Raw genomic sequence first — 21,648 nt, 5'->3', positions numbered from 1 at the left:
GTATACCATGAAAAGCAGCCTTTGCAGCTAAACGCAGAGGCTGATTTTTGTTTAGGTTTTCCCTCAGATTCACCAAAGTGTAAACACACATCTGGCGTGGCTTCTAATTGCTTTTTGTGCAGGCAGAAATTGCTAGCACTGCATATGAGGAGTTGACTTCCTGCTTACAACGCACAAGGAGTAAAGATGAATGTCTCAATTGCAGTATGCAAGAAAGCACTGAGCACAGCACTGATTGCTATTATGGCTTAGTTGCTGGACCTAGCTTCAGTGTCAGCAAACAGGTGCATCTTACCAGTAAGTAAACTACAGGTGGAATACAGCTTGTGAATTTTTCCAGTAAGCAACTGGCATAACAAAAGGCCCGATGTAAACACGAATTTACATCGGGCTACATTTTGCAATCAAAAGCTACTTATAACGAAGCAAGCTAAGACTGGCTCACTTTGTAATGGGCACTATTTTTTTGTTTACTAAAGTTGGAGCCAAATACAAGGCTGGCACTAATAGAAATAGCACAAACAAACTACTTAAAGGATACAAATAGAAATTCTCCGTGAGCTTAACTGTATAAATATTGTTGAGGTACACCTTTAGAGGCATAAAGGTAATTATCAATACAATATGAAAAGAAAACACCTCTAACGAGTACTTACCTAGATAACATATATACTTATTAACAAACCAATTTTTGTTACGAGCGGCCGCATATATAACCATGAAACATAAGACAAGAAAATTTACTAACCTCACTATCCCTAAACCAGATTTCTCGGTCAGCCTTTCGATGTTGATTTCAGAAATACCTAAATGCAAATTCTTCTCAATAAATAGCACAAAAGCAACAGATGTACATACGCAGAAAATATAGCGGCTATTGATAATTTTTTTAGTTCTGTCGCTATAGAACATGAAGCCCGAAATTGCACCTAGGACAAATAATAATTGCCAACACAATAAATTATAGAATCCAGTCTGGATATTCTTGTTGGAAACCAGAGCATCAATTATGTGATAAGGATGGATTAAGGCACCTGCTATATAGATAGCTATCGATGCAGTAAGTACTTGCCATACCAATCCTTTATTAAAGCATTTAACTAGAATAGGAATGAAAGCCACGAAAATTGTGTACATGGGCAATATATCCATGAACATAGGCTGATATAACAGCGCACTACTTAGTATAATAGACAGTAGCGGCTTTTGGAACAAATAGCCATAATACTGTGACCAATACTCAGTTATATAATAATTAGATATAATAATTAAAAAAGCAAAGAACAACAATGCCACATGATACTTATAGAGAGTTATAACTCTGTTTCTGGCTGCTTTCACTACATGCTGCTCTCCCTTTTCTACGTATTTGTGGTAATACACCAGGCCTGCAGTTAAACCTGATATATATACGAATCCTTCCGCTGCTGAAACCCAGCCAAAAAACTCATAGGTAAATCTTTTTATAATATTATTATACGTTAATGCATGATCTATTGTAATAACTATCAATAAAAGACCTCTAAAGAAATCTAATTGGGCGCTTCTTTTCATCAGGCAAGTTTTAATACATACAGACTGTGAGCCTAGCAAACTTGTAGTTGTTGGCTTATAACCCGTTTGTATGCTCCTATTCGCTTGATCTTCACTTTGCAAGCTTGATGCTTGCTAGCTGAACGGTTCAAGCAACGAGGGTGTGAAGAATGGCTTTTTTTGCCTTTAACGCATAAATATATTGATTATTTTTATAACGATAGCCTAAACCTGATTCCAGGACATACTTGATCCGCCTATCAACCCTAAATAATCCTATACAGGAACCATCAATAGTATGTGGCCTATGTATAGATGTTTATACAAGAACATTGATCTTAAGACTGATATAGATTAGCATCTACCTAGTGTGCTCTTATACCCTAATCAAAATCAATTACTTTCTTACAAGATTTATTTGCGCATTACTTTAAGCATTCTGGTATTCTGAACAAGTTGCAGCTTACACGCACCTCATAACAATTAGGAAACATTATGTTACTAGAGCTCTATACAATGCACACCGTTAAAACAGACTACTTGATCAACTACAATTTAGTTTTAGTTAATCAGAGCTTTCAGTAATATAGAAAACAATGTCGCCGTACTTGATGCCTTTCTAGTAGATAATAAACAACAATTTTCAAATTTATTTAATAAACAAATTATCAAACACTCAGCTGCTTAAAAAATAGACATTCAACGTTTTACAAATAACCTAATAAGCATTTTTATATCAATGCTTGCATAAGCATGGTCCTTTGTCGACTGGACGAAAGCGGATGAACTTTGCAGCGAGCCAATTATGAGCAGTCAATAACTCAGGATGGTTACTACTTTCTCCTTTTACAACAATTGTCTGCGCTTTGTTTCTGTATATGTATGTAGCGTAGAAGTCGGAATGAGCAGTACTGGTAATTCGCTGAAACTCAAAATAAGGTATAACCTGCTTGTTGTCCACAAGGTCTTGAAGCCCATGGAGGTTAGTTTTAGTTACTTCGACTAAATCTTTCTCCATATCGAAAATTTGCAGAGCAGTCGGAATAAACAGATGATTACTTATATTACCTTCTGTCCTTAGATTACTGAACATAGAGAAATTAGTTTGCGTCTTAATACCTAAGTAAGGTGTTAGGCCATTAAAGAGCACTAACAGGGGCACAACTAATAATATTGGTTGTTTAATGTGAAACAGTGCACCAGAACTATTCGCTAACTGTACATGGCGCAGCGTAGTAAACAGATAAAGGGCCATGAGTACTAATCCCCACAAGAGCCAGATTAGGAAACCTATTATAACCAACTTGTGCACAATATTATCGATATGAGCACCTGCTGTTAATGCTAGCATAAGCAATACTAGTACCGCAACAAAGAAGAGTACTCGAAGTAACGACAGTAGACGTTGTCTTTTATATGAAATGTTACTTATGAAGCTATGGATTGTAGACGCAACATCGTCGGCTATAAATAGAAAGTAGATAGCAAATAGCATACTTGAAAAACTATACAGCCCTGGATGCGGATGAAGAGCAAGGAAATAGTGAAATCCGCATCCAAGCAAGACACCGGCATAGCGGGTTTTTCGGAAATAGAGCAGTAGCGGTATCGCAGCTTCAATTAGTATAGTACCCCATATTGCCGACCATTGCACTAGAGTGTTGTCTGGTATGAAAGAAATTCTACCTGCGTAACCAGACAATAAGAACACACTGCAACTAATATTGGGGTTGAAATAGTCCCAGTTTAGTTTGTGCAGCACAGCATAGAAGTAGAGAATAAATAGGCTAATGCGGATAAAGGGAGCAACTGTCTGGAATAAAGCGTCTCTGAAATCAGGTGTTCTTACCGCCGCAATAGCTTTTTCTTTCAGATAGAGCCGGACAATCGACCAAACAAGTGTTGCCAGTATGCCACTGTTCATAATGAATTCGAACGTGATGTGGTTAGGAGCAAAAGGCATCCATTCGAACGTGTTTAGCACGCTGCAAAACAGCATTAGCAGAAGAGGCCACACTGACCATGGGATCAGCGTAACTAGAGCGGCTGCCGTCAAAACACCTATGGCAAAAGGATGCTGCAAACTGATTCGATCAGCAAACGATAAAGCATGAAACACGTTTGCGACAGCCCAAGCAAAACTAAAAAGCGCAAGCTTATCAAGCCGGCCATTGTATGGCAGTGAGTACTCCCCCATGAATTATGTTATATATTATAAATAAAAGTAAAATTGTACAATCTATATTCTATTTCCAAATACCTCGCTATAACTATAAGCTGTGACTCGTGTTAGTTGCTGTAAAAGCAGCTAGGATAAACTCACTGTTGGTAGTTGATCTTAACTGTTCATCCGGGGTGACAGCCGACAGCAAATCTGAATTAGCAGCGGCTAGAATTGCTTTAGCTCTAAACTCTGCTATGACTGCTGATTAGTAATGAGCTGCACAGCCTACAACTATTTCTTGGTCCTAATGGGCCGTCGACATGCAGTTGAATTTGGATATTTAACTCCCTTTCTCTTAACTACTTCCACCATATTGGAGCAGGTGGTAAACTGGCGCTAAGCCAGTGTATCCGTTCTAGGAGCCACGGGCAGCGTGAAGGTGAATGTACTGCCCGCGCCTAGCTCACTGTCCACCCATAATTGGCCGCCCTGGCTAGCAATAAACTCACGAGCAATACTGAGGCCTAGGCCTGATCCGCCTTTGTAGCCGTTCTTATCAGGAATCTGAACGAAGCGCTGAAAGATTTTCTCCTGATACTGCGGCGCAATACCAGGGCCCTTGTCTTGCACACTCACTTGTACATACTGGCTGTCGGCAGATAAAATAGCGTTGATGCGGATTTGTTCTTGCTCAGGCGAGTAGCGAATGGCATTGGCCAGCACATTGAGCAGTACCCAGGCGGTTTTCTCGATGTCCGCACGCACTGGGGGCAGGTTGTTGGGCACTTCCACAGCTAAGTGGAGTTGTTTGGGCTTGAGTTGAAGCTGGATGGTGTCGGCGGCAAACTGCACGATGTCGTGCACGTGGCTCGGCTGGAAGTTCAGCTGGATATTGCCCGACTCCAGACGTGATACGTCGATTAGCTCGCCTACCAGCTTCAAGAGCCGCTGGTTTTCCTGCTTGAGGGTAAGCACAATGTTCTGCTGCTCGGCATTAAGCGGACCGACTTTGCCGTTCTGCAACAGCTTTAAGCTAAAGTTGATACTGGACAGCGGCGTTTTCAGCTCGTGCGATACGGTAGCCAGAAAGTTGGATTTGGCTTGGTCTAGCTTTTTAAACTCCGAGATGTTGCGCAACGTCAGAATCGAACCTACAAATTCCTTTTTGTCGAGGGCCTCGTTGAAGCTAACCACATCGTGTACGCTGAGATGGTAGTACACTTCTTCGCCTTGCTGAGCAATGGTGAGCAGCGGCGTTTCTTGTTCGCGCTGCGGGGTTGGCACATCGAGGTGGTGTAGCATCTCTCTGAACAGGTCGTTTTCAGCGGCTACTTCGTCGGCGCGGCGGCCTAGCAGCTTCTCAGTGGGCATGGCGAGCAGCATACTGGCTACCGGATTCACCACGATAAGGCGGCGGTTCTGATCGATGAGCAGCAGGCCTTCATCCAGCGTGTTCACGATGCTGGTTACGCGGTTGCGCTCGGCCATCAGCTCGGCCAGCGTGGAGGTGCGGTAGCTTTGCAATTGCACTAGCATCCGGTTGAAGTTGCGGCCCACAGTAGCAAACTCGTCGTGCCCTTTCACCGGAATCGAAGCCGTAAAGTCCTGGTTGGCAGCATGGTCGATACTGGCTGAGAGTTGGCGCAAAGGCATAACAGCGGCTTCGGGTACGCTTAGTACAAACAGTAGCGCCACCAGCACCGCGAAGGTGAGCAGGGCCAGCACGTAGCGGGTTTGCTGGCTTGACGTGCGGTTGGCAGCTTCGTTTTTGCGGGTGAGGGCATGCGTGTTCAGGGCTACCATGCGGTAGGTCAGTTGGCGGAAACCAGCCATGTGCGCATTCCATAGTTGCGGCGAGGTAGTATCGGAAGCCAGATACCGGTTCAACTCCACTACCCTGTCGAACAAGGAATCAACCACTTGCTGCTCCCCGGGTTCCGTAATGTTACCCGCCTCTCGCGCCAGCAGCAACTCAAAGCGTTGCTGCGCCTCTCTATTCGCGGGTGCCTCCCGAACCTGTAGTTGGTCGAGAGCCTGCAGCATCTGCTGGCCCAATTCCACAGAGTATAGATTGTCCTTGAGTACGTTGCGCGAGGTGCGGTCCAGTTGGTTGAGGGAATACAGCATATAGCCACTCACCCCAAGCAGCAGCAGCAGCATGGATGTGAAAGCCAGCGTAATTTTGGTCTTAAGATTCATGAACTGCTAGAGGCTTGGGGCTTGGGAAGCTCGAGAACTTGGATAAAGGAACGTGTGATGCTGAGCGGAGCCGAAGCATCTCGCTAGTGTGGTAAAACCAGTTAGCATGGCAACGTCAGCACGCGAGATGCTTCGGCTGCGCTCAGCATGACACGTTCTTTTTTATTCTAACAATAGGCGCTAATAGGTTACCAAGTAAATATCGAGGTCTTGGGTATCGTGGGCTACTTGCCGGATTAGGTTATCGGTGATGCCGCGGCGCGTAAGGCGAGCCCACCAGCTTTTGCTGCCCGTGACGCCGCAGACGAGCAACGACACGTTTTTTTCAGCAGCGACTCGCATCACTTCGGTTACAATATCATCGGCTTTCACTCGCAGAATCTGGCCGCCCAGCTCGGTAGCCAGCTGCAGGTTGTTGATGAGGTGGCGTTGCGTGGCCAGCCCTACCCTATCAACGGATTCGGCGGGGGTTTGCACGTAGAGCACGTACCACTTGGCCCCGCCGAGGCGGTCGGCGAGGCGGGAGGTTTTGCGGATGATTTCCTTGGCGGCCCGCGCGTTGGTATTGATGCAGGCCAGCAGCCGGTCGGCGTTGCGGCGCTGGGGCGCTACGGCGGTGGCACCAGCGGCATCGGTTTCAATCTGGCGGCCGAGCTGGTTGGCTACTTCTCGCAAGGCCAGTTCGCGCAACTGCAACAGGTTTTCGGGTTGAAAGAAGTTCTTTAGTGCCGAAGGCACCTTCTGCGGGTCGTAGATTTTGCCTTCTTCCAGGCGGGTGCGCAGTTCGGGCACGGTGAGATCCACATTTACCACCTCGTCGGCGAGCTTCAGCACTTGGTCGGGCACCCGCTCCTGCACGTCGGTGCCGGTTATCTTCTGCACCTGGTCGTGCAGGCTTTCCAGGTGCTGCACATTCACGGCTGAAATAACCGAAATACCGGCCTTGACGAGCTGCTCCACGTCTTGCCAGCGCTTTTCGTTGAGGGAGCCCGGCACGTTGGTATGAGCCAGCTCATCGACCACCACCACCGAGGGCCGACGCTGCAAAATGGCTTGCACGTCCATTTCTTCCAGCATCCGGCCCTTGTAGAAAATCTGCTTGCGCGGCAGCACCGGTAGGCCTTGTAGTTGTGCCTCGGTGCCCGCCCGCCCATGCGTCACCACATAGCCCAACACCACATCTACGCCGTGGGCCAGCAGATCATGCGCCTCCTGGAGCATGCGGTAGGTTTTGCCCACGCCCGCCGCCAGCCCGATGTAGATTTTCAGCCGCCCACGCCGCCGCTCCTGCACCAGCCGCAGAAACCGCTCGGCAGATTGGTCGCGCAGGTTATTATCATCGGTGGGAGACATTTCTTCTAAAGTATATCTGTCATCCTGAGCTTGCGAAGGACCTTATGGGACAGGAACGGTGGTCGTTGTTTCGCCGGCAGTTCTTGCGGGAGAAGGTCCTTCGCAAGCTCAGGATGACAGACAGGGAATGCTGAAAGTCGAGCCGAAAGTCAGGTTAGGTCGACAATGTTGTTGGGTCAGAACGAAATGGCAATGCTCGACGTGAGGTTGCCATAGTTGTCGGTGGGTTGGTTGTTGCGGTCGGTCAGGAAGGGCTGAGGGGAGCGGAATCCGCGGCCTTCAATGCGTACTACCACGTTGCTGGTGGGCGTGTAATCGAGGTTGAGGGAGGCGGCTCGTATTTTCAAATCTTGGTCGGAAGCTACCGGGGAAATCGAGTTGATAATGACGCCTCGGTCGGCGTTGTAGTACTCGCCGCGCAACGTGGTGCTCCATTTGTCGGCCAGCTTGTAGCGCACGAAGGCGGCGCCGGTGTGCCAGGTGTCGTCTTTGCCGCCACGCTCGGCTCTTTCTTGCTTGCCTACGTCGAATACAACGGCCAAGGAGAGGCGGTCGGTGGCGGCGTAGGTGGCGTAGAAGTTGTGGAAGTAGCGGCGGCGTCGGGCCAAGCCTTGGGGTTGCTCGTTGCCGTAGAACGTGCTGCTGTTGATGAGCAGCTTGTCGGTGGGCTTCCACTGAATTTGGGTTCCAATGGCTTTCTTCTGGTTGTTTTCGCGGATGTTTTGCCAGCCGTTGAGGACCAAGCCGGTCAGGGTCAGCTTGGGGTCTACCTCGTAGGTGAATCGAACCCCGGCTTCGTAATACGGCGAGTTTTCGGCCATCAGGGAGCGGGTCAGCGTCCAATTGTCTTTGCTAATGGCCGACTCGAACCCGATGTGCGAGCCGAAAATACCGGCATCCAGCCACGCCTTTTCAAACGGCCGGAAACCGGCGTAGGCTTCGTAGATGTGCTTGAACACTTGGTCTTCGGCGGCGTAGTTGGCGGCTACGTACGTGCCGGCGTGCAGCCCCAACGCGCCGCGCACCTGCCCGTTGTCGTAGCGTATCCCGATGATGGCATTGTTGACCGTAAACTCGTTTTGCCGGTCGTGCGAGTACAGGAAGCCTGGCCGGTCTTGGGTGTCGGCGTGCTTGAAATCGTAGCCGTAGTAGCCATCCACAAAGCCGTAGAAAGTCAGCGGGTTGGGCGTGGCTTGAGCGGGCGCAACTTGCGGCGGCACTACTAGCGTGGTATCGGTTACGGGGGTGGTTTGCGCCAGTGCATGGCTAGTAGCGGCGGCAGTGGCAGTAAGGGCGAGGCCCAAGGTCAATACGTGGTTCATGAAGGAGCGCCTACGGTTGCGAGGCGAAGTAGGATTAGCGGTTTTCTGCCGACTGGCAGGCAAACTAGTTCTTTCAAATAAAGCTTCTGGAGAATGGCCTAGACTGCGGCGGCCTGCGCCTGGTTAGCGGCGAATCGGAGCCAGCTCATCCAAGGCCAAATTCAGGCGCAGTACGTTCACAGCGGCCGGACCAAAGAACACGATAATGGGCTCGTCGATGTGGCTTTTCACCAGCTCCCGCACCCGCTCCACGGGCAAGTTCCGCAGACGAGCCACCCGCTCCACCTGCGCGTAGGCCCCGGCGGGCGACAAATGCGGGTCGAGGCCCGAGCCGCTGGCCGTCACCATTTCCGCAGGCACCTGGTTGCGCGGCACCGTGGGGTTTTGCTGCAAGAAGGCGCCCGCCCGGGTCTGCACTTCTTTCAGGTAGTCGGGGTTGCTCGGGCCTTTGTTGGAGCCCGCCGAGCCGCTGGCGTTGTAGTCCACGGCGGAAGGGCGGGTGTTGAAGTACTCGGGCCGGTCGAACTTCTGGCCGACGTTGGCGAAGCCCACCACGCGGCCTTTATGGCTCACTTGTACGCCCTCCCCCTTGCCCGGCGAGAGTTGCGCCGCACCCCACACCATAGCGGGGTACACCACACAGCACAGCACGAGCATGACCAGGGAAAGACGAAAAGCAGGAAGCAGGTTATTTTTCATGAGAAGGTAGAAGCAAGGAGTTTGGAGCTAGAATCGATTAGCCAGCTAAAGGCTAGAAGCTAGTTCCCCTCCTTTTTTCAAGGAGGGGTGCCCGGAGGGCGGGGTGGTAAAGCCGTGTGAACGACTTGCGAGTGATTCGGCGGAAAGCTGAGTAGTTGTTTCATTTGGCAGTTGAATCGCACTGCTGAGTCGTTCATTACAAACAACATCAGCAACGCGGTCAACCACCCCTGCGGCGGCTTTGCCACCGCGTCCCCTCCTCATTTGAGGAGGGAGTTTGACGTTCTATTAATCAGTTGATTACAAGAAGGCGCCTACTACCAGGTCAATCAGTTTGATGCCGATGAAGGGGACAATGACGCCGCCGAGGCCGTAGATGAGCAGGTTGCGGCGCAGCAAAGCGGAGGCCCCGATGGGTTTGTAGGCCACGCCGCGCAGGGCCAGCGGCACCAAAGCCGGGATGATAATGGCGTTGAAAATCACAGCACTTAGGATGGCCGATTGTGGCGACTTCAACCCCATGATATTCAGCGCGCCGAGGGCCGGAATGGCGACCATAAACAAGGCCGGCACGATGGCGAAGTACTTGGCCACGTCGTTGGCGATGCTGAAGGTGGTGAGCGTGCCGCGGGTCATGAGCAGCTGCTTGCCGATTTCCACTACCTCGATGAGCTTGGTAGGGTCGTTGTCGAGGTCCACCATGTTGCCGGCTTCTTTGGCGGCCTGGGTGCCGGAGTTCATGGCCACTCCCACGTCGGCTTGGGCCAGGGCGGGGGCGTCGTTGGTGCCGTCGCCCATCATGGCTACCAGCTTGCCTTGCTGCTGCTCGTTGCGGATGTAGGTCATCTTGTCTTCGGGCTTGGCTTCGGCAATGAAGTCGTCGACGCCCGATTTTTCGGCAATAAACTTGGCCGTGAGCGGGTTGTCGCCGGTGACCATCACGGTTTTGATGCCCATTTTGCGCAGGCGCTCAAACCGTTCCTGAATGCCGGGCTTGATGATGTCTTGCAATTCCACCACGCCCAATACCCGGTCGTTTTCACTGACTACCAGCGGTGTACCGCCGTTGCTGGCTACGGCGTCGGTGCGCTGCGTGACTTCCTGCGGGAAGGGCTTGTTGGCTTTCACGGCAAGCTGGCGGATGGCATCGGAGGCGCCCTTGCGGATGCGGGTGCCATTGGCGAGCGTCACGCCGCTGCTGCGGGTTTCGGCCGTGAACTTGATGAGCTCAGCGCCGTCGAGGCGGCTGCGCAGGGCTTGCGGGTCCACTTGCTTTTCGCGGGCCAGCTCCACAATGGATTTGCCTTCGGGCGTTTCGTCGGTGAGCGACGAAACGGTGGCGTATTCGATGAACTGCTGCTCATCGACGCCGGGCGCGGGCCAGAAGTGGGTAGCTTTGCGGTTGCCGATGGTGATAGTGCCGGTTTTGTCGAGCAGCAGCACGTCGATGTCGCCGGCCGTCTCCACGGCTTTGCCGCTTTTGGTGATGACGTTGGCGCGCAACGCCCGGTCCATGCCCGCAATACCAATGGCCGAAAGCAAACCACCAATGGTGGTCGGAATCAAGCACACGAACAGCGCAATGAAGGCGGAAATGGCAATGGGCGTTTTCGAGTAATCAGCAAACGGGGCCAAGGTCACGCACACAATCACGAACACCAGCGTAAAGCCCGCCAACAGGATGGTGAGGGCAATTTCGTTGGGCGTTTTCTGCCGCGACGCGCCTTCCACCAGCGCAATCATTTTGTCGAGAAACGATTCGCCGGGGGCCGTCGTCACCACCACCCGAATCCGGTCCGACAGCACCTTGGTACCACCCGTTACCGAGGATTTGTCGCCGCCCGCTTCCCGAATCACCGGGGCCGATTCGCCGGTAATTGCCGACTCATCAATGGTAGCCAAGCCTTCGATAATTTCGCCATCGGTCGGAATGATTTCGCCGGCCTCCACGATGAACTCCTGCCCTTTCTGGAGCTGCGAGGAGCTAACCGAGCTGATATTGCCGTTCTGATCGATGACGCGGGCGGGGGTTTCTTCGCGGGTTTTGCGCAGACTTTCGGCTTGCGCTTTGCCGCGAGCTTCGGCAATGGCCTCGGCGAAATTAGCGAACAGCAAGGTCAGTAATAGCACCAGAAACACGGTGAAATTGTAGCCAAAGCTGCCTTGCGCGGCATCAGGCTGCACCAGCAGCCCGAGCGTCACGAGCAGCATTACCACCGTCCCGACTTCCACGGTGAACATCACCGGATTGCGGAACATGATGCGCGGGTCGAGCTTCACGAAAGCCTGTTTCACAGCCTCCGACACCAGCGATGGTTGAAAGAGAGATTGAGATTTAGTTGACATTTGGAGTTGAGGAGAAAGAGAATAAAACGAGTTGCAGATGTGCCTGAACTCGCCTCATTGCCAGAATACTGGTTGTTATCAATTGCTGCTTCTAAGCACTTAGTTTGTGTATTTGGAAATAGCTTTGTATGCTCTCATAACTATGTGTGAACTATCTGTTAATATCTGCTCACTACAAGGGGAATTCGAAGGCCACACCGAAATTGATATTTCGGGTACCTCTGCTGATTTTCTTAGCTTCTCCTACTGCCTGACTGAATTCCCAACAAAAGGATTTTCACTCAGACAAATACCTAATATTTACTATCCTAAGTCATTACATCACCTGTCATTAGAATTGGTTGACCAGTCAAACCGGTTGATTACAATGCAGGTAGAGGGTGTAGATTTCAAGATTACAGGTGACTTGGAAGCATTCCAGAAACTGAGGAGTTTTTTAAAAAGCCTATCAAGCCTGAGTCCCGGTGAACACTTCCATCTTGATTGGTTTGCTAACAAAGACTTACTGACACCAGCAACCGATACTCTGTCTTTCACCTTTTCAGTTCTGGCAGAAAACCAGCGCAGGGTCTGACTCAATACTCCCTACTCGATACTGGCTAATACAGCGAGAAATGCTCGGCCAGCGGGCCTAGCGCCAAGGCGGGGAAGAAAGCCAGGGCGGCAATGATGACGATGACAGCCAGCACCATAGCGCCGAAGGTAGCCGTGTCGGCGGGGAGGGTGCCGGCGCCTTCGGGGGTGTATTTTTTGCGGGCCAGCAGGCCGGCAATGGCTACCGGCCCGATGATGGGCAGGTAGCGCGACAAGAGCAGCACCACGCCGGTGGTGATGTTCCAGAACGGCGTGTTGTCGCCGAGGCCCTCGAAGCCCGAGCCGTTGTTGGCGGCCGAGGACGTGTACTCGTAGAGCATTTCCGAGAAGCCGTGGTAGCTAGGGTTGGCCAGCCAGCCGGCGTATTCGGTGGGGTTGCCCACGTAGGTGTGCGCAGCCAGGGCCGTGCCCGCCAGAATCAGCAGCGGATGCAACAGCGTCACGATGACGGCAATTTTCATTTCGCGGGCTTCAATCTTCTTGCCCAAAAACTCGGGCGTGCGGCCCACCATCAGCCCGGCCACAAACACGGCAATGATGAGGTAGGCGAAGAAGTTGAGCAAGCCCACGCCGCAGCCGCCGTAAAACGCGTTGGTCATCATGCCCAGCAGTTGGCTCAGCCCCGAAATCGGCATAAACGAATCGTGCATGGAGTTGATGGAGCCGCAGCTAATAACCGTGTTGGTGATAGACCAATAGGCGGAGGCCGCCGCACCGAAGCGCATTTCCTTGCCTTCCAGCGCCCCTAGGCTTTGGTCGATGCCCATGCGGCTGATGGCGGGGTTGCCGTGTAGCTCATAGTACACCGTAGGGGCCAGCAGCGCCACAAAGCCAATGGTCATCACCCCGAAAATCATCAGTGACAAGCGGCGGCGTTTCAGGTAGAAACCCAGCGCAAAAATCATAGCCATTGGGATGATGGTCAGGGCAATGTTTTCGGTGGCGTTGGTGAGGTAGTTGGGGTTTTCGAGCGGGTGCGCCGAGTTGGCCCCGAAGAAGCCGCCGCCGTTGGTACCCAACTCCTTAATAGCCACCATAGCCGCCACCGGCCCGCGCGATACAGCCACTGAGTCGCCCTGCACGGTTACAAGCGGCTGCTTGCCTTGCAACGTCATGGGGGTGCCGTTGAACACGAGAATCAGGGCCACCACCAACGAGCCCGGCAGTAGCAGCCGTGTGATGCTCTTCACGAAGTAGTTGTAGAGGTTCCCCAGCTTATCGGTGGTGCGGGTTTGCAAAGCGTTGATTACCACCACTGCTGCCGCAATACCGGTAGCCGCCGACACAAATTGCAGGAAGGTGATAACCACCATCTGCGAGAGGTAGCTCAACCCCGATTCGCCGGAGTAGTGCTGCAAGTTGCAGTTCACCAGAAATGAAATGGCGGTGTTGAACGCCAGATCGGGCGTCATGGAGGGGTTGCCGTCGGGGTTGAGCGGCAAAGCGCCTTGGGTACAGAGCACCACCATGGCCAGCAGGAACCACACCAGGTTGATGGTCAGCAGCGCCACCATATGCTGCTGCCAGGTCATGTCACGCTTGGCATCAATGCCCGAGAGGCGAAACACGCTCCGTTCAAGAGGAGCCAGAAAATCCAGGGCGTTCTTTTCGCTTTTGAACACGCGCGCCAGATAACGGCCCAGCGGAATGGCTAACACCAGCGTCAGCAGGTAAATGCCGATGATGCCCAGTAGTTCAGAATTCATATCAGTTGAAAATGCGGAGGCTGGTTGCCGGCTTCAGCGAGGTGGTAGAGGCCAAGGCGCTTCCTCGTGGGCAACCCAAAAAATTAGAATCGTTCGGGCTTGAGCAGCACGTAAATCAGGTAGCCAAACACGGCCAGCGACAAGACAAAAAGGGCAATCATCATGGGGAAGGCCGGGGCTAGATGTGGTCGAAAAACTCGATGGATTTAAAGAAGAGCCAGAAGCCAGCACAGCCGGCCGCGGTGAGCAAGGGAATCATAAGAGCAGGTGCCATAAGTGCCAGATTGTTGACGTTCACATTCCCTCTTGCCAATCCCGACCCGGTTTGTAATCCTGCCAGCCAGATGCACTGTATCAGCTTGATTATCAATACCTATATTTAATCCCCATCGGATTAGGCGTTGGCTGGACATAGAAAAACCGGGTTATTCTGACCCGGTGCGTCGGTCAGAATAACCCGGTTAAACCATTTGTAGAGACACGACACTTCGCGTCTCGACGTTGCTGATTTTTTAAGCTGGACTACTTACTTTATATGAGTATCACCAAGAAAGACGGTCATGCTGAGCGAAGGCGGAGCCGTAGTCGAAGCATCTCGCTAGTGTAGTAAACCCCTTGCCATTGCAACGTCAGCACGCGAGATGCTTCGGCTGCGCTCAGCATGACAGTTACTTTGGCAACATCATTTGTACAACGTCAGCATGCGAGATGCTTCGACTGCGCTCAGCATGACGCTTTGTATGAATTTGATTTGCAATTAGTTATATAGTTCACACGTAGACATGCTGATTATTCAACATTGAGACGCGCAGTGTCGTGCCTCTACAGCGTGTTGGTGGCAACGCTACAGGCCGTACTCTTGGATTTTGCGGTAGAGCGTTTTGGTGCCAATACCGAGTTGACGAGCGGCTTCCATTTTGTTGCCGCCGGTTTCTTGCAACACCACTCGAATCTGGCGTTTTTCTAGGGTGCGGAGGGTTTTGTCGGAGGCTTCATCGGCTACTGGCTCCGTTGCAAAATACTGAAACTCGGTGGGCAGGTCGTCGACGGTTAGCGTATCGGTGTCGGCGAGGATGGCGGCGCGTTCCAGCACGTTTTTCAGTTCCCGCACATTGCCGCGCCAGTCGTGGCGGCGGAGCTGTGCAAGTACTTCCGGGTCCATGCCGCGCAGGCGCTTACGCAGCTTGGCGGCATAGAAGTGCAGGAAGTACTCGGCCAACGGCGCTATGTCTTCGCGGCGGGCATTAAGCGCAGGCACCGCTACTGTGAACACCGCCAACCGATAGTACAAGTCGGGGCGGAAATGGCCGGCTTCGGCTTCCTGGCGCAGGTTGCGGTTGGTGGCGGCCACAATGCGCACGTTCACGGATATGGGCTTGGTATCCCCGATTTTGGTGAAGCTCTGCGTTTCGAGCACCCGCAGCAGCTTGGCTTGCAGCTCCAGCGGCAACTCCCCTATTTCGTCCAGAAACAACGTCCCGCCGTTGGCTTCCTCCATCAGGCCACGCTTATCGGCCAGCGCCCCCGTGAAAGCACCTTTGCGGTAGCCTAGCAGCTCCGATTCCAGCAAATCCTTGGGAAAGGCGCTGCAATTAACGGCTACGAACGGCTTGGTGCGCCGCGGGCTGGCGGCATGAATGGCTTGCGCAAACAACTCTTTGCCGGAACCCGTGGGTCCTTCCAGCAGCACGGTGCTGTCGGTAGGCGCTACTCGCAACGCTAGTGCTTTGGCTTGCGTCAGCGGCGCCGAGTGGCCTATCATGGAATCGAAGGTGAATTGCGAGGCCAGTTGCTTTTCCAGCTCGGCTACGCGGCGCTGGAGGCGGGCTTTTTCGGCGGCCCGCTCCACTACTACTACCAGTTGGTCATCGGAGTCGCCTTTGGTGAGGTAGTCGAAGGCACCCGACTTCATGGCCTGCACCCCATCGGCAATGGTACCGAAAGCCGTCATCAGGATTACCTCGGCTAGCGGGGCCACCGCTTTGTAGCGCGGCAACAAGCTCAGCCCGTGGCCGTCGGGCAGCTTCACGTCCGACAGCACCACCAAAACATCTGAGGTGTGTTCACGCAGGATTTCTAGCCCACGCTGGGCATTGGCAGCCATGAGTACGGTGTAGCCTTCCAGTTCCAGCACCCGACCTACCAACTGGCGCAGACTGTTTTCGTCGTCGATGAGGAGGATGGTATTGGATTGAGGCATGGGGCAAGAGGGAAGATCATCGGCAACTTCAGAGCAGCAGGCATACGCAAAGCACAGTTGCCGTACAAAGCTCGATTCGTAGATGCGCACAACCTAATTCCGGCGCTGCAAATCCACTCTGAGGCAGACCTCAATCGGGCTGTATTCGAGAGCCAAGCAATAACCCTTGCCCTACGTCCAGGCTTTCCTAAGGAAGCAGTGCTCGATATCTATCTAAAAGCTGTTTGCGTATCTTTACTATTACCCGGATTATAAACCTTTACTTTTCGCATTATTTTCAAGCTCACTCCACCCTGACGACTGGCGCCTTACAGCCTGTTGCCACTTCCCGCCAGAAGTGTGCAGCTATTCTTTTGCCTTTTCTCAGCGTGATATTATGCAGCATACTTTTCAGTACGTCAAGCAGTACAAAGCCATTTACCAGAACAGTGCTTTTCAGTGGTTGCCCCTAGTGGCGGCCTTTGTGTCAATTACGGCCACCTCTTCTTTAAGCGCATGCCACACGCTACTAGCGGGGCTGCGCGCTGCTTTCCCTTCGGAAGATAGGCCCTTTATCTATCAGAATATCAGGCACTATGCGTCGCGTTAGTCAGAGGTTCGCCATGATACCGGTGCCAGATCTTCCCCGCTGGCAACAGTACTTGCTGTTGGCGGGCTCGTTGCTTGCGGTTATTACTTGTGTGAGTTTGCGGTTAACTCAGTACACACAGGGTATCAGCTTGCTGCCGATGGTTCTTCCTCTTCTGCTCTGGTGGCCCCGACCGGAAACTCCCGAGCAGCTTCTTACTTGGTGGCTCGCAGTAGGGTGCTTATTTGTTCTCGTACTTGGTCTTCTGCTTACCACCCTGCCAAGTATATTGGTTTTGTTGAGTAGACTGGGTGGGTAAGACCGTATAGTGGAAACCAACGGCCTTACCTTTCCACGAAATACTCTGGACGTACATTCTGACGGTAGCTGCCAAAGCTTAGGTGGACGTAGTAGCCACCACTCGTCGGCACGTACCTTGTACCGATACGTAGTAACTGCGTAAGTGCAGTTGCTTTAGCGAGCATCTTTCGTGCTTTGCATGACGGCTCATTTGGTTTTTAATCTGGTCCGCCTGCTTTGCCGGGACGCATCATTTTCTGTTCTGTATGGCTGTAGCCGAAATAATACGCCCGTTAGTACAACCCTTCACCGAATTCTTTCGCCGCGAGGCAGCGGGAGGTATAGTGCTACTGATCAGCGCTGTCTTGGCCTTAATACTCGCCAATACGGAATGGGGCCCGGCCCAGTACTTCCCAGCGCTCTGGGACCAGCACCTGCGCATTTCGCTGAACAGCTTCGTGCTCGACAAAAGCCTCCTACACTGGATCAACGACGGGTTGATGACGATTTTTTTCCTGATCGTCGGGCTGGAAATAAAGCGAGAAGTACTGGACGGCGAACTAGCTTCGGTACGCCAGGCGGCGCTACCCGTTATGGGCGCCTTAGGAGGCATGTTGATACCGGCGCTGGTATATTACCTGCTTAACCGGGGTACGCCCACGGCCGGGGGGTGGGGCATTCCTATGGCTACCGATATTGCCTTTGCCTTAGCGGTGCTGCAGTTGCTGGGTCCGCGCGTGCCTTTAGGACTGAAAGTGTTTCTCACAGCCTTGGCTATTGTCGATGATTTGGGCGCCGTGTTGGTTATTGCTGGTTTCTACACCCAGGATCTTCATCTGATGTATCTGTACTGGGCGTTAGGCACTTGGGGCGTACTACTACTCTTGAATACACTGAATATTCCTAGTCTTTGGCTTTACTTGCCTCTGGGTGGGCTTTTGTGGTATTTCATGCTGGAGTCGGGAGTTCATGCCACGCTGGCTGGTGTGCTCCTGGCTATCGCCGTACCCTCGCGCATCAGCCAGGATAGGCCGGAACTGTTGCGGCTGCTCGACGACCGGCTGCGCTTTCTGCGCGACGAAGCCCACGGCACCAATGCTGATCCGCGGACCATTAGTGAAGAGCTAGAGCACCTTGCCGAAACGATTAGCTCGCCAGCCCAAAAGCTCGAACAGCGGTTGCACTCCGTGGTGTCGTTTGGCATCATTCCACTTTTCGCGTTTGCCAATACCAGCTTAGCCATTGATACCAACGTGTTCGGGCAGTTGGTTTCGCCTCTTGGGCTAGGTATTATGGCCGGGTTGGTACTGGGCAAACCGCTAGGCATCGGGGCGCTGTCGTGGGTGGCGGTGCGCTTGGGGTGGGCGTCTTTGCCGCCCAACGTTTCGTGGCGACACTTGTGGGGAGCCGGCATTTTAGGTGGTATCGGCTTCACAATGTCGCTGTTTATTACGTTGCTGGCTCTCGGTGAGCACTCGGAAGGAGAAGCTGTAGCTAAGCTTGCCATTCTGCTCGCTTCGTTGCTGGCAGGTACCGCCGGGTATTTTCTGCTGTACAACACATCATCTGCTGGGCGGGATGCCTAAGCATTCAGAAGCTCTACTATTGCTAGCTAGTTGACACCCGATAGGGTTGTGCTTTGGCAAGCCAGACTCATAGCTCGTCCGAAACTACTACGTTCCCAACGCGTAGCATCAGCGTGTATGCACAATTTTGGAACAGTAGCTTCGAAATTGGCGAGCCCCTAGCACCTCTACCTGCTTGCTTTAACTGATTTACCACTAGATCAGGTAGAGCTGCTGTTTTTGGGAGGCCGTACACTTTTCACTTTTTCTAGTACCTCTTTCTATTTTTTGAAGTGCTTTCAGTACGTTCTTTTCTAACCACTCAGGTTGCCGCACTTACCTTCTGCGTCGGCTCTTTTTCTTCGGTCCAGGCGCAAGTTTCTCCACCCGCTGCTGCCCCGGATACGCTGCACAAGTTCGAGAATCCAACAGCCGTATCAGCCCCAACGCCGAAGCCCTGGTACAAGGGCAAGCTCTTCAAGGCCACTATAGTACCCGCCGTACTTGTTGGATATGGCATCAGCACCATCAACGGCAACGGCTTCTACAGCAGCTACGATGCCCGAAATGACATCCGACGGCACTTCCCAAACTTTCACACCCGCGTCGACGATGCCCTAATTTTCGCGCCTTATTTGGAGCTTGGAGCCGTAGCGCTAGCCGGCGTCGAGTCGCGCAACGACCGGTTGAATACGCTCCTTATCATTGGCAAAGCGGAAGGCTTTATGCTGCTCACCGTATTTGGCCTGAAGAGTATTACGGGCGTTACCAGGCCCGACGCTTCTGACAACCAATCGTTTCCATCGGGACACACGGCACAGGCCTTTCTCGCCGCTAGCATCGTGCACGCCGAACTGCGCGACAAAAGCCAGTGGTATGGCGTCGGGGCGTACGGCATTGCCACCAGCGTAGCCGCACTGCGCATGCTCAACAACAAACACTGGGAAAGCGACGTGTTTGCGGGGGCTGGGCTCGGTATCCTGTCGGCGCACTTAGCCTACCTCTCGCACCGCAACCGTTGGGGCCGTAAGCCGCGGCTGCTAGAAGGCACGAGCTTCTCGCCCATGTACAACCAGGGTGCCACAGGCCTCACCTTCACCTGGCGGCCAGTACGATAGCCGGACTTACAAGGGCGCCAGCAGCCCGAACATCTGCACCAAGTTTGATGCTCACAAAGCGCTTTTCCGTCGTGTAGCTGAATTCATGTTGCTGTTTAGGTTGGGGTTAGGAGTTGGGTTTGAACTCAACTTTTTCTGACGGACACAGTATCTAGGGTAGTGCCCCGCACGGGGGCTGTTTCCTCTCCCTACCTCAACCACGCTTCCATGACCACCTATCGTCCTTTACTCGCTTTTTGCCTCGTTGCTTTGTCGCTGACTGTTAGCAGCTGCGACGCCATCGGTTCTATTTTTAAAGCCGGTGCATGGACGGGCCTCATTGTAGTTTTCCTGGTGGTCTTGCTCCTTTGGTTTATTGTCACCAAGATGCGCAGCCGCTAAGTCGCTGGCCAGTATACATATAAGAAGGCGGCTCTTGCATAGGAGCCGCCTTTTGTGTTTACAATCCTATTGTCAGCACCCTATGCTTCCACTATGGGTGCGTTACGTAGCGCCGTCAGGTCAACTAATGAAGCCGAGCAGATACTTTGCTATCCTAAAACAGAACGACCTGCCAAATGCTTGGCAGGCCGTTCTGTTAGAGAAGGCACTAAGGCTACTTCTTCGATTTTTCGGGCATGGTCCCGATGATATGGTCCCAGAGGGTGCTGCTTACGCCAAAGGCAATTTCATCTTGACGATAGTGGTGCTGCGCGTGGTGCGTCCACCATACTTTCAGGAAGTTTTTTGGCGGGGCATACACGTGAATGGCATAGTGCACAAACAGGTAGAGCGCATAGCCGAACACAAAGCCTGCTAGCACGCCAAAGGCCGCGCTACCAAAAACGAATCGGAAAATAAAGAACAGCAACGACGCCACAAACACCGTGATGATGGGGGGCATTGCCAAGCGAGTCTTGTCCTTGGGAAATTCGTGATGGACGCCGTGCATGGTATACTGAAACTTGATACGCCCCGGCGTGGTAGCTGGAATGTGGTACAGGTAGCGGTGCATGGCATACTCCGCAAACGTGAACAAGAACCAACCACCCAAAAACTGCCCGAAAGCTGCTAAGCCGGTTGTGAAGCCCTGCGTGATGCCATAGTACAGGCTAACCGCCGCAGTAACAACGAATATGGATACCGGCAGCGCAATGTGCGTGTGCGAAAGCCGCTCCAATACAGGATTCTGGAATAATTGAGCCGAACCTTTATGCTTAGGCTTCACATTCTCAGGAGCTTTAGCAGGCGTGGGGGTTGGCAGTGGGGAAGCCGCAGTTTCTGTTGACATCGTCGATAATAGGCTTATTTCAGGGAGCAAAAGTACGCAACCTAGCGCAAAGGGTCTACCTTCTTTGTATCAGGCCGAAGTTTGATACTGAGCCAATAGCTGACGCACCGCCGCTACTGTGCAGGTCGGGCCTTCGCAGCGCAGTGGAGCTCGGTCGTAAAACTGTTTCCGCGTCTGTAAGGTTTCGCGGAGCCGAGCCTCCAATGCTACTGCATCCGGAAAAGCAGCCAGCAACGGTCGGCTTTTGGCCGCTGCCAATACCCTGCCAACCAAGGTAGCAACAGGCACATTCAAATACAGCGTAAGGCCCGTTTCGAGCAGTACATCTAGGTTGTTGTGAAAGCAGGGTGTGCCCCCGCCAGTAGCCAGCACCATTTGGGGGTGCCGGGCCACCACCTCGCGCAATACTTCTGCTTCGCGCTGCCGGAAATATGCTTCCCCTTCTGCCTCGAAAATAGTGGGTATGCTCCGTCCCTCCTGCTGCACCAGTTCCTCGTCTAAGTCCAGAAACGGCACTTCATACGATGCCGCCACCCCCCGCCCCAAGGTAGTTTTGCCGGAACCGGGCATGCCAATTAAGTAAAGACGCATGACGTTGATAGTCTGATTGTTGACTTGGTAATTGTTGGTTGTTGAGCACTGACTGCTGATACGGTAAGACACTGACTGGTGAGCATCGTTATTCGGAACATCAACTCACACAGTCAGCAT

The 21,648-nt window shown here is 52.5% G+C and carries 15 protein-coding genes; 4 read left to right on the top strand and 11 right to left on the bottom strand.

Going from position 1 to position 21,648, the window contains the following annotated elements; translation table 11 throughout:
* Positions 1–441 precede the first annotated feature (441 nt).
* From opgC to kdpB, 7 genes are all read right to left on the bottom strand, one after another.
* Positions 442–1,554: an OpgC domain-containing protein gene (gene opgC / locus P1X16_RS23305; protein ID WP_277234322.1), complete on the bottom strand. Its 1,113-nt coding sequence runs from the start codon at positions 1,552–1,554 to the stop codon at positions 442–444.
* Between the two features lie 715 nt (positions 1,555–2,269).
* Entirely contained in the window at positions 2,270–3,730 is a 1,461-nt protein-coding gene (locus P1X16_RS23300; protein WP_277234320.1) for an HTTM domain-containing protein, read from the bottom strand.
* A gap of 363 nt (positions 3,731–4,093) precedes the next feature.
* Positions 4,094–5,896 (bottom strand): ATP-binding protein, encoded by a 1,803-nt coding sequence (locus P1X16_RS23295; protein WP_277234318.1) that lies wholly within the window; start codon positions 5,894–5,896, stop codon positions 4,094–4,096.
* A gap of 180 nt (positions 5,897–6,076) precedes the next feature.
* On the bottom strand, positions 6,077–7,249 hold the full coding sequence (locus P1X16_RS23290; protein ID WP_277234316.1) for a sensor protein KdpD: 1,173 nt from the start codon (positions 7,247–7,249) through the stop codon (positions 6,077–6,079).
* Between the two features lie 176 nt (positions 7,250–7,425).
* Positions 7,426–8,571 carry a porin gene (locus P1X16_RS23285; RefSeq protein WP_277234314.1) on the bottom strand — a complete coding sequence of 382 codons (1,146 nt, stop codon included), beginning with the start codon at positions 8,569–8,571 and terminating at the stop codon, positions 7,426–7,428.
* Between the two features lie 123 nt (positions 8,572–8,694).
* A complete protein-coding gene (gene kdpC, locus P1X16_RS23280; RefSeq protein ID WP_277234312.1) occupies positions 8,695–9,270 on the bottom strand; it encodes a potassium-transporting ATPase subunit KdpC in 576 nt (191 codons plus the stop codon).
* A gap of 300 nt (positions 9,271–9,570) precedes the next feature.
* Positions 9,571–11,616, bottom strand: coding sequence for a potassium-transporting ATPase subunit KdpB (gene kdpB / locus P1X16_RS23275; RefSeq protein ID WP_277234310.1), 2,046 nt, complete (start codon positions 11,614–11,616; stop codon positions 9,571–9,573).
* Between the two features lie 142 nt (positions 11,617–11,758).
* On the opposite strand from kdpB, the gene P1X16_RS23270 reads away from it, so the two are divergent.
* Positions 11,759–12,190 carry a hypothetical protein gene (locus P1X16_RS23270; RefSeq protein WP_277234308.1) on the top strand — a complete coding sequence of 144 codons (432 nt, stop codon included), beginning with the start codon at positions 11,759–11,761 and terminating at the stop codon, positions 12,188–12,190.
* A gap of 25 nt (positions 12,191–12,215) precedes the next feature.
* Here the strand turns inward: P1X16_RS23270 and kdpA are convergent, their stop codons facing one another.
* Both kdpA and P1X16_RS23260 read right to left on the bottom strand, forming a co-directional pair.
* Positions 12,216–13,916 (bottom strand): potassium-transporting ATPase subunit KdpA, encoded by a 1,701-nt coding sequence (gene kdpA / locus P1X16_RS23265; protein ID WP_277234307.1) that lies wholly within the window; start codon positions 13,914–13,916, stop codon positions 12,216–12,218.
* Between the two features lie 844 nt (positions 13,917–14,760).
* The gene (locus tag P1X16_RS23260) at positions 14,761–16,116 is read right to left on the bottom strand and encodes a sigma-54 dependent transcriptional regulator (RefSeq protein WP_277234306.1); all 1,356 of its coding nucleotides are present in this window, start codon (positions 16,114–16,116) and stop codon (positions 14,761–14,763) included.
* A gap of 1,134 nt (positions 16,117–17,250) precedes the next feature.
* Between P1X16_RS23260 and nhaA the strand changes: the two genes are divergently transcribed.
* The 3 genes from nhaA to P1X16_RS23245 all read left to right on the top strand — a co-directional run bounded on the left by nhaA (position 17,251) and on the right by P1X16_RS23245 (position 20,048).
* Positions 17,251–18,570: a Na+/H+ antiporter NhaA gene (gene nhaA / locus P1X16_RS23255; RefSeq protein WP_277234304.1), complete on the top strand. Its 1,320-nt coding sequence runs from the start codon at positions 17,251–17,253 to the stop codon at positions 18,568–18,570.
* Positions 18,571–18,842: 272 nt separating this feature from the next.
* Positions 18,843–19,667 carry a phosphatase PAP2 family protein gene (locus P1X16_RS23250; protein WP_277234302.1) on the top strand — a complete coding sequence of 275 codons (825 nt, stop codon included), beginning with the start codon at positions 18,843–18,845 and terminating at the stop codon, positions 19,665–19,667.
* A 207-nt stretch (positions 19,668–19,874) separates the two neighbouring features.
* Entirely contained in the window at positions 19,875–20,048 is a 174-nt protein-coding gene (locus tag P1X16_RS23245) for a hypothetical protein (RefSeq protein WP_277234300.1), read from the top strand.
* A gap of 214 nt (positions 20,049–20,262) precedes the next feature.
* Here the strand turns inward: P1X16_RS23245 and P1X16_RS23240 are convergent, their stop codons facing one another.
* Complete coding sequence (locus P1X16_RS23240) at positions 20,263–20,937, bottom strand: sterol desaturase family protein (protein ID WP_277234299.1); 675 nt, start codon at positions 20,935–20,937, stop codon at positions 20,263–20,265.
* A gap of 69 nt (positions 20,938–21,006) precedes the next feature.
* Positions 21,007–21,528 (bottom strand): shikimate kinase, encoded by a 522-nt coding sequence (locus tag P1X16_RS23235; RefSeq protein WP_277234298.1) that lies wholly within the window; start codon positions 21,526–21,528, stop codon positions 21,007–21,009.
* Positions 21,529–21,648 lie beyond the last annotated feature (120 nt).

Source organism: Hymenobacter sp. YC55 (assembly GCF_029433095.1).
In the GTDB taxonomy this organism is placed as follows: domain Bacteria; phylum Bacteroidota; class Bacteroidia; order Cytophagales; family Hymenobacteraceae; genus Hymenobacter.
This window is presented reverse-complemented; position numbering and strand designations above follow the sequence as displayed.

Excerpts from the sequence above, each read along its gene's own strand:
- opgC (WP_277234322.1), bottom strand. The coding sequence starts at position 1,554 with ATGAAAAGAAGCGCCCAATTAGATTTCTTTAGAGGTCTTTTATTGATA.
- P1X16_RS23300 (WP_277234320.1), bottom strand. The coding sequence starts at position 3,730 with ATGGGGGAGTACTCACTGCCATACAATGGCCGGCTTGATAAGCTTGCG.
- P1X16_RS23295 (WP_277234318.1), bottom strand. The coding sequence starts at position 5,896 with ATGAATCTTAAGACCAAAATTACGCTGGCTTTCACATCCATGCTGCTG.
- P1X16_RS23290 (WP_277234316.1), bottom strand. The coding sequence starts at position 7,249 with ATGTCTCCCACCGATGATAATAACCTGCGCGACCAATCTGCCGAGCGG.
- P1X16_RS23285 (WP_277234314.1), bottom strand. The coding sequence starts at position 8,571 with ATGAACCACGTATTGACCTTGGGCCTCGCCCTTACTGCCACTGCCGCC.
- kdpC (WP_277234312.1), bottom strand. The coding sequence starts at position 9,270 with ATGAAAAATAACCTGCTTCCTGCTTTTCGTCTTTCCCTGGTCATGCTC.
- kdpB (WP_277234310.1), bottom strand. The coding sequence starts at position 11,616 with ATGTCAACTAAATCTCAATCTCTCTTTCAACCATCGCTGGTGTCGGAG.
- P1X16_RS23270 (WP_277234308.1), top strand. The coding sequence starts at position 11,759 with ATGTGTGAACTATCTGTTAATATCTGCTCACTACAAGGGGAATTCGAA.
- kdpA (WP_277234307.1), bottom strand. The coding sequence starts at position 13,916 with ATGAATTCTGAACTACTGGGCATCATCGGCATTTACCTGCTGACGCTG.
- P1X16_RS23260 (WP_277234306.1), bottom strand. The coding sequence starts at position 16,116 with ATGCCTCAATCCAATACCATCCTCCTCATCGACGACGAAAACAGTCTG.
- nhaA (WP_277234304.1), top strand. The coding sequence starts at position 17,251 with ATGGCTGTAGCCGAAATAATACGCCCGTTAGTACAACCCTTCACCGAA.
- P1X16_RS23245 (WP_277234300.1), top strand. The coding sequence starts at position 19,875 with ATGACCACCTATCGTCCTTTACTCGCTTTTTGCCTCGTTGCTTTGTCG.
- P1X16_RS23240 (WP_277234299.1), bottom strand. The coding sequence starts at position 20,937 with ATGTCAACAGAAACTGCGGCTTCCCCACTGCCAACCCCCACGCCTGCT.
- P1X16_RS23235 (WP_277234298.1), bottom strand. The coding sequence starts at position 21,528 with ATGCGTCTTTACTTAATTGGCATGCCCGGTTCCGGCAAAACTACCTTG.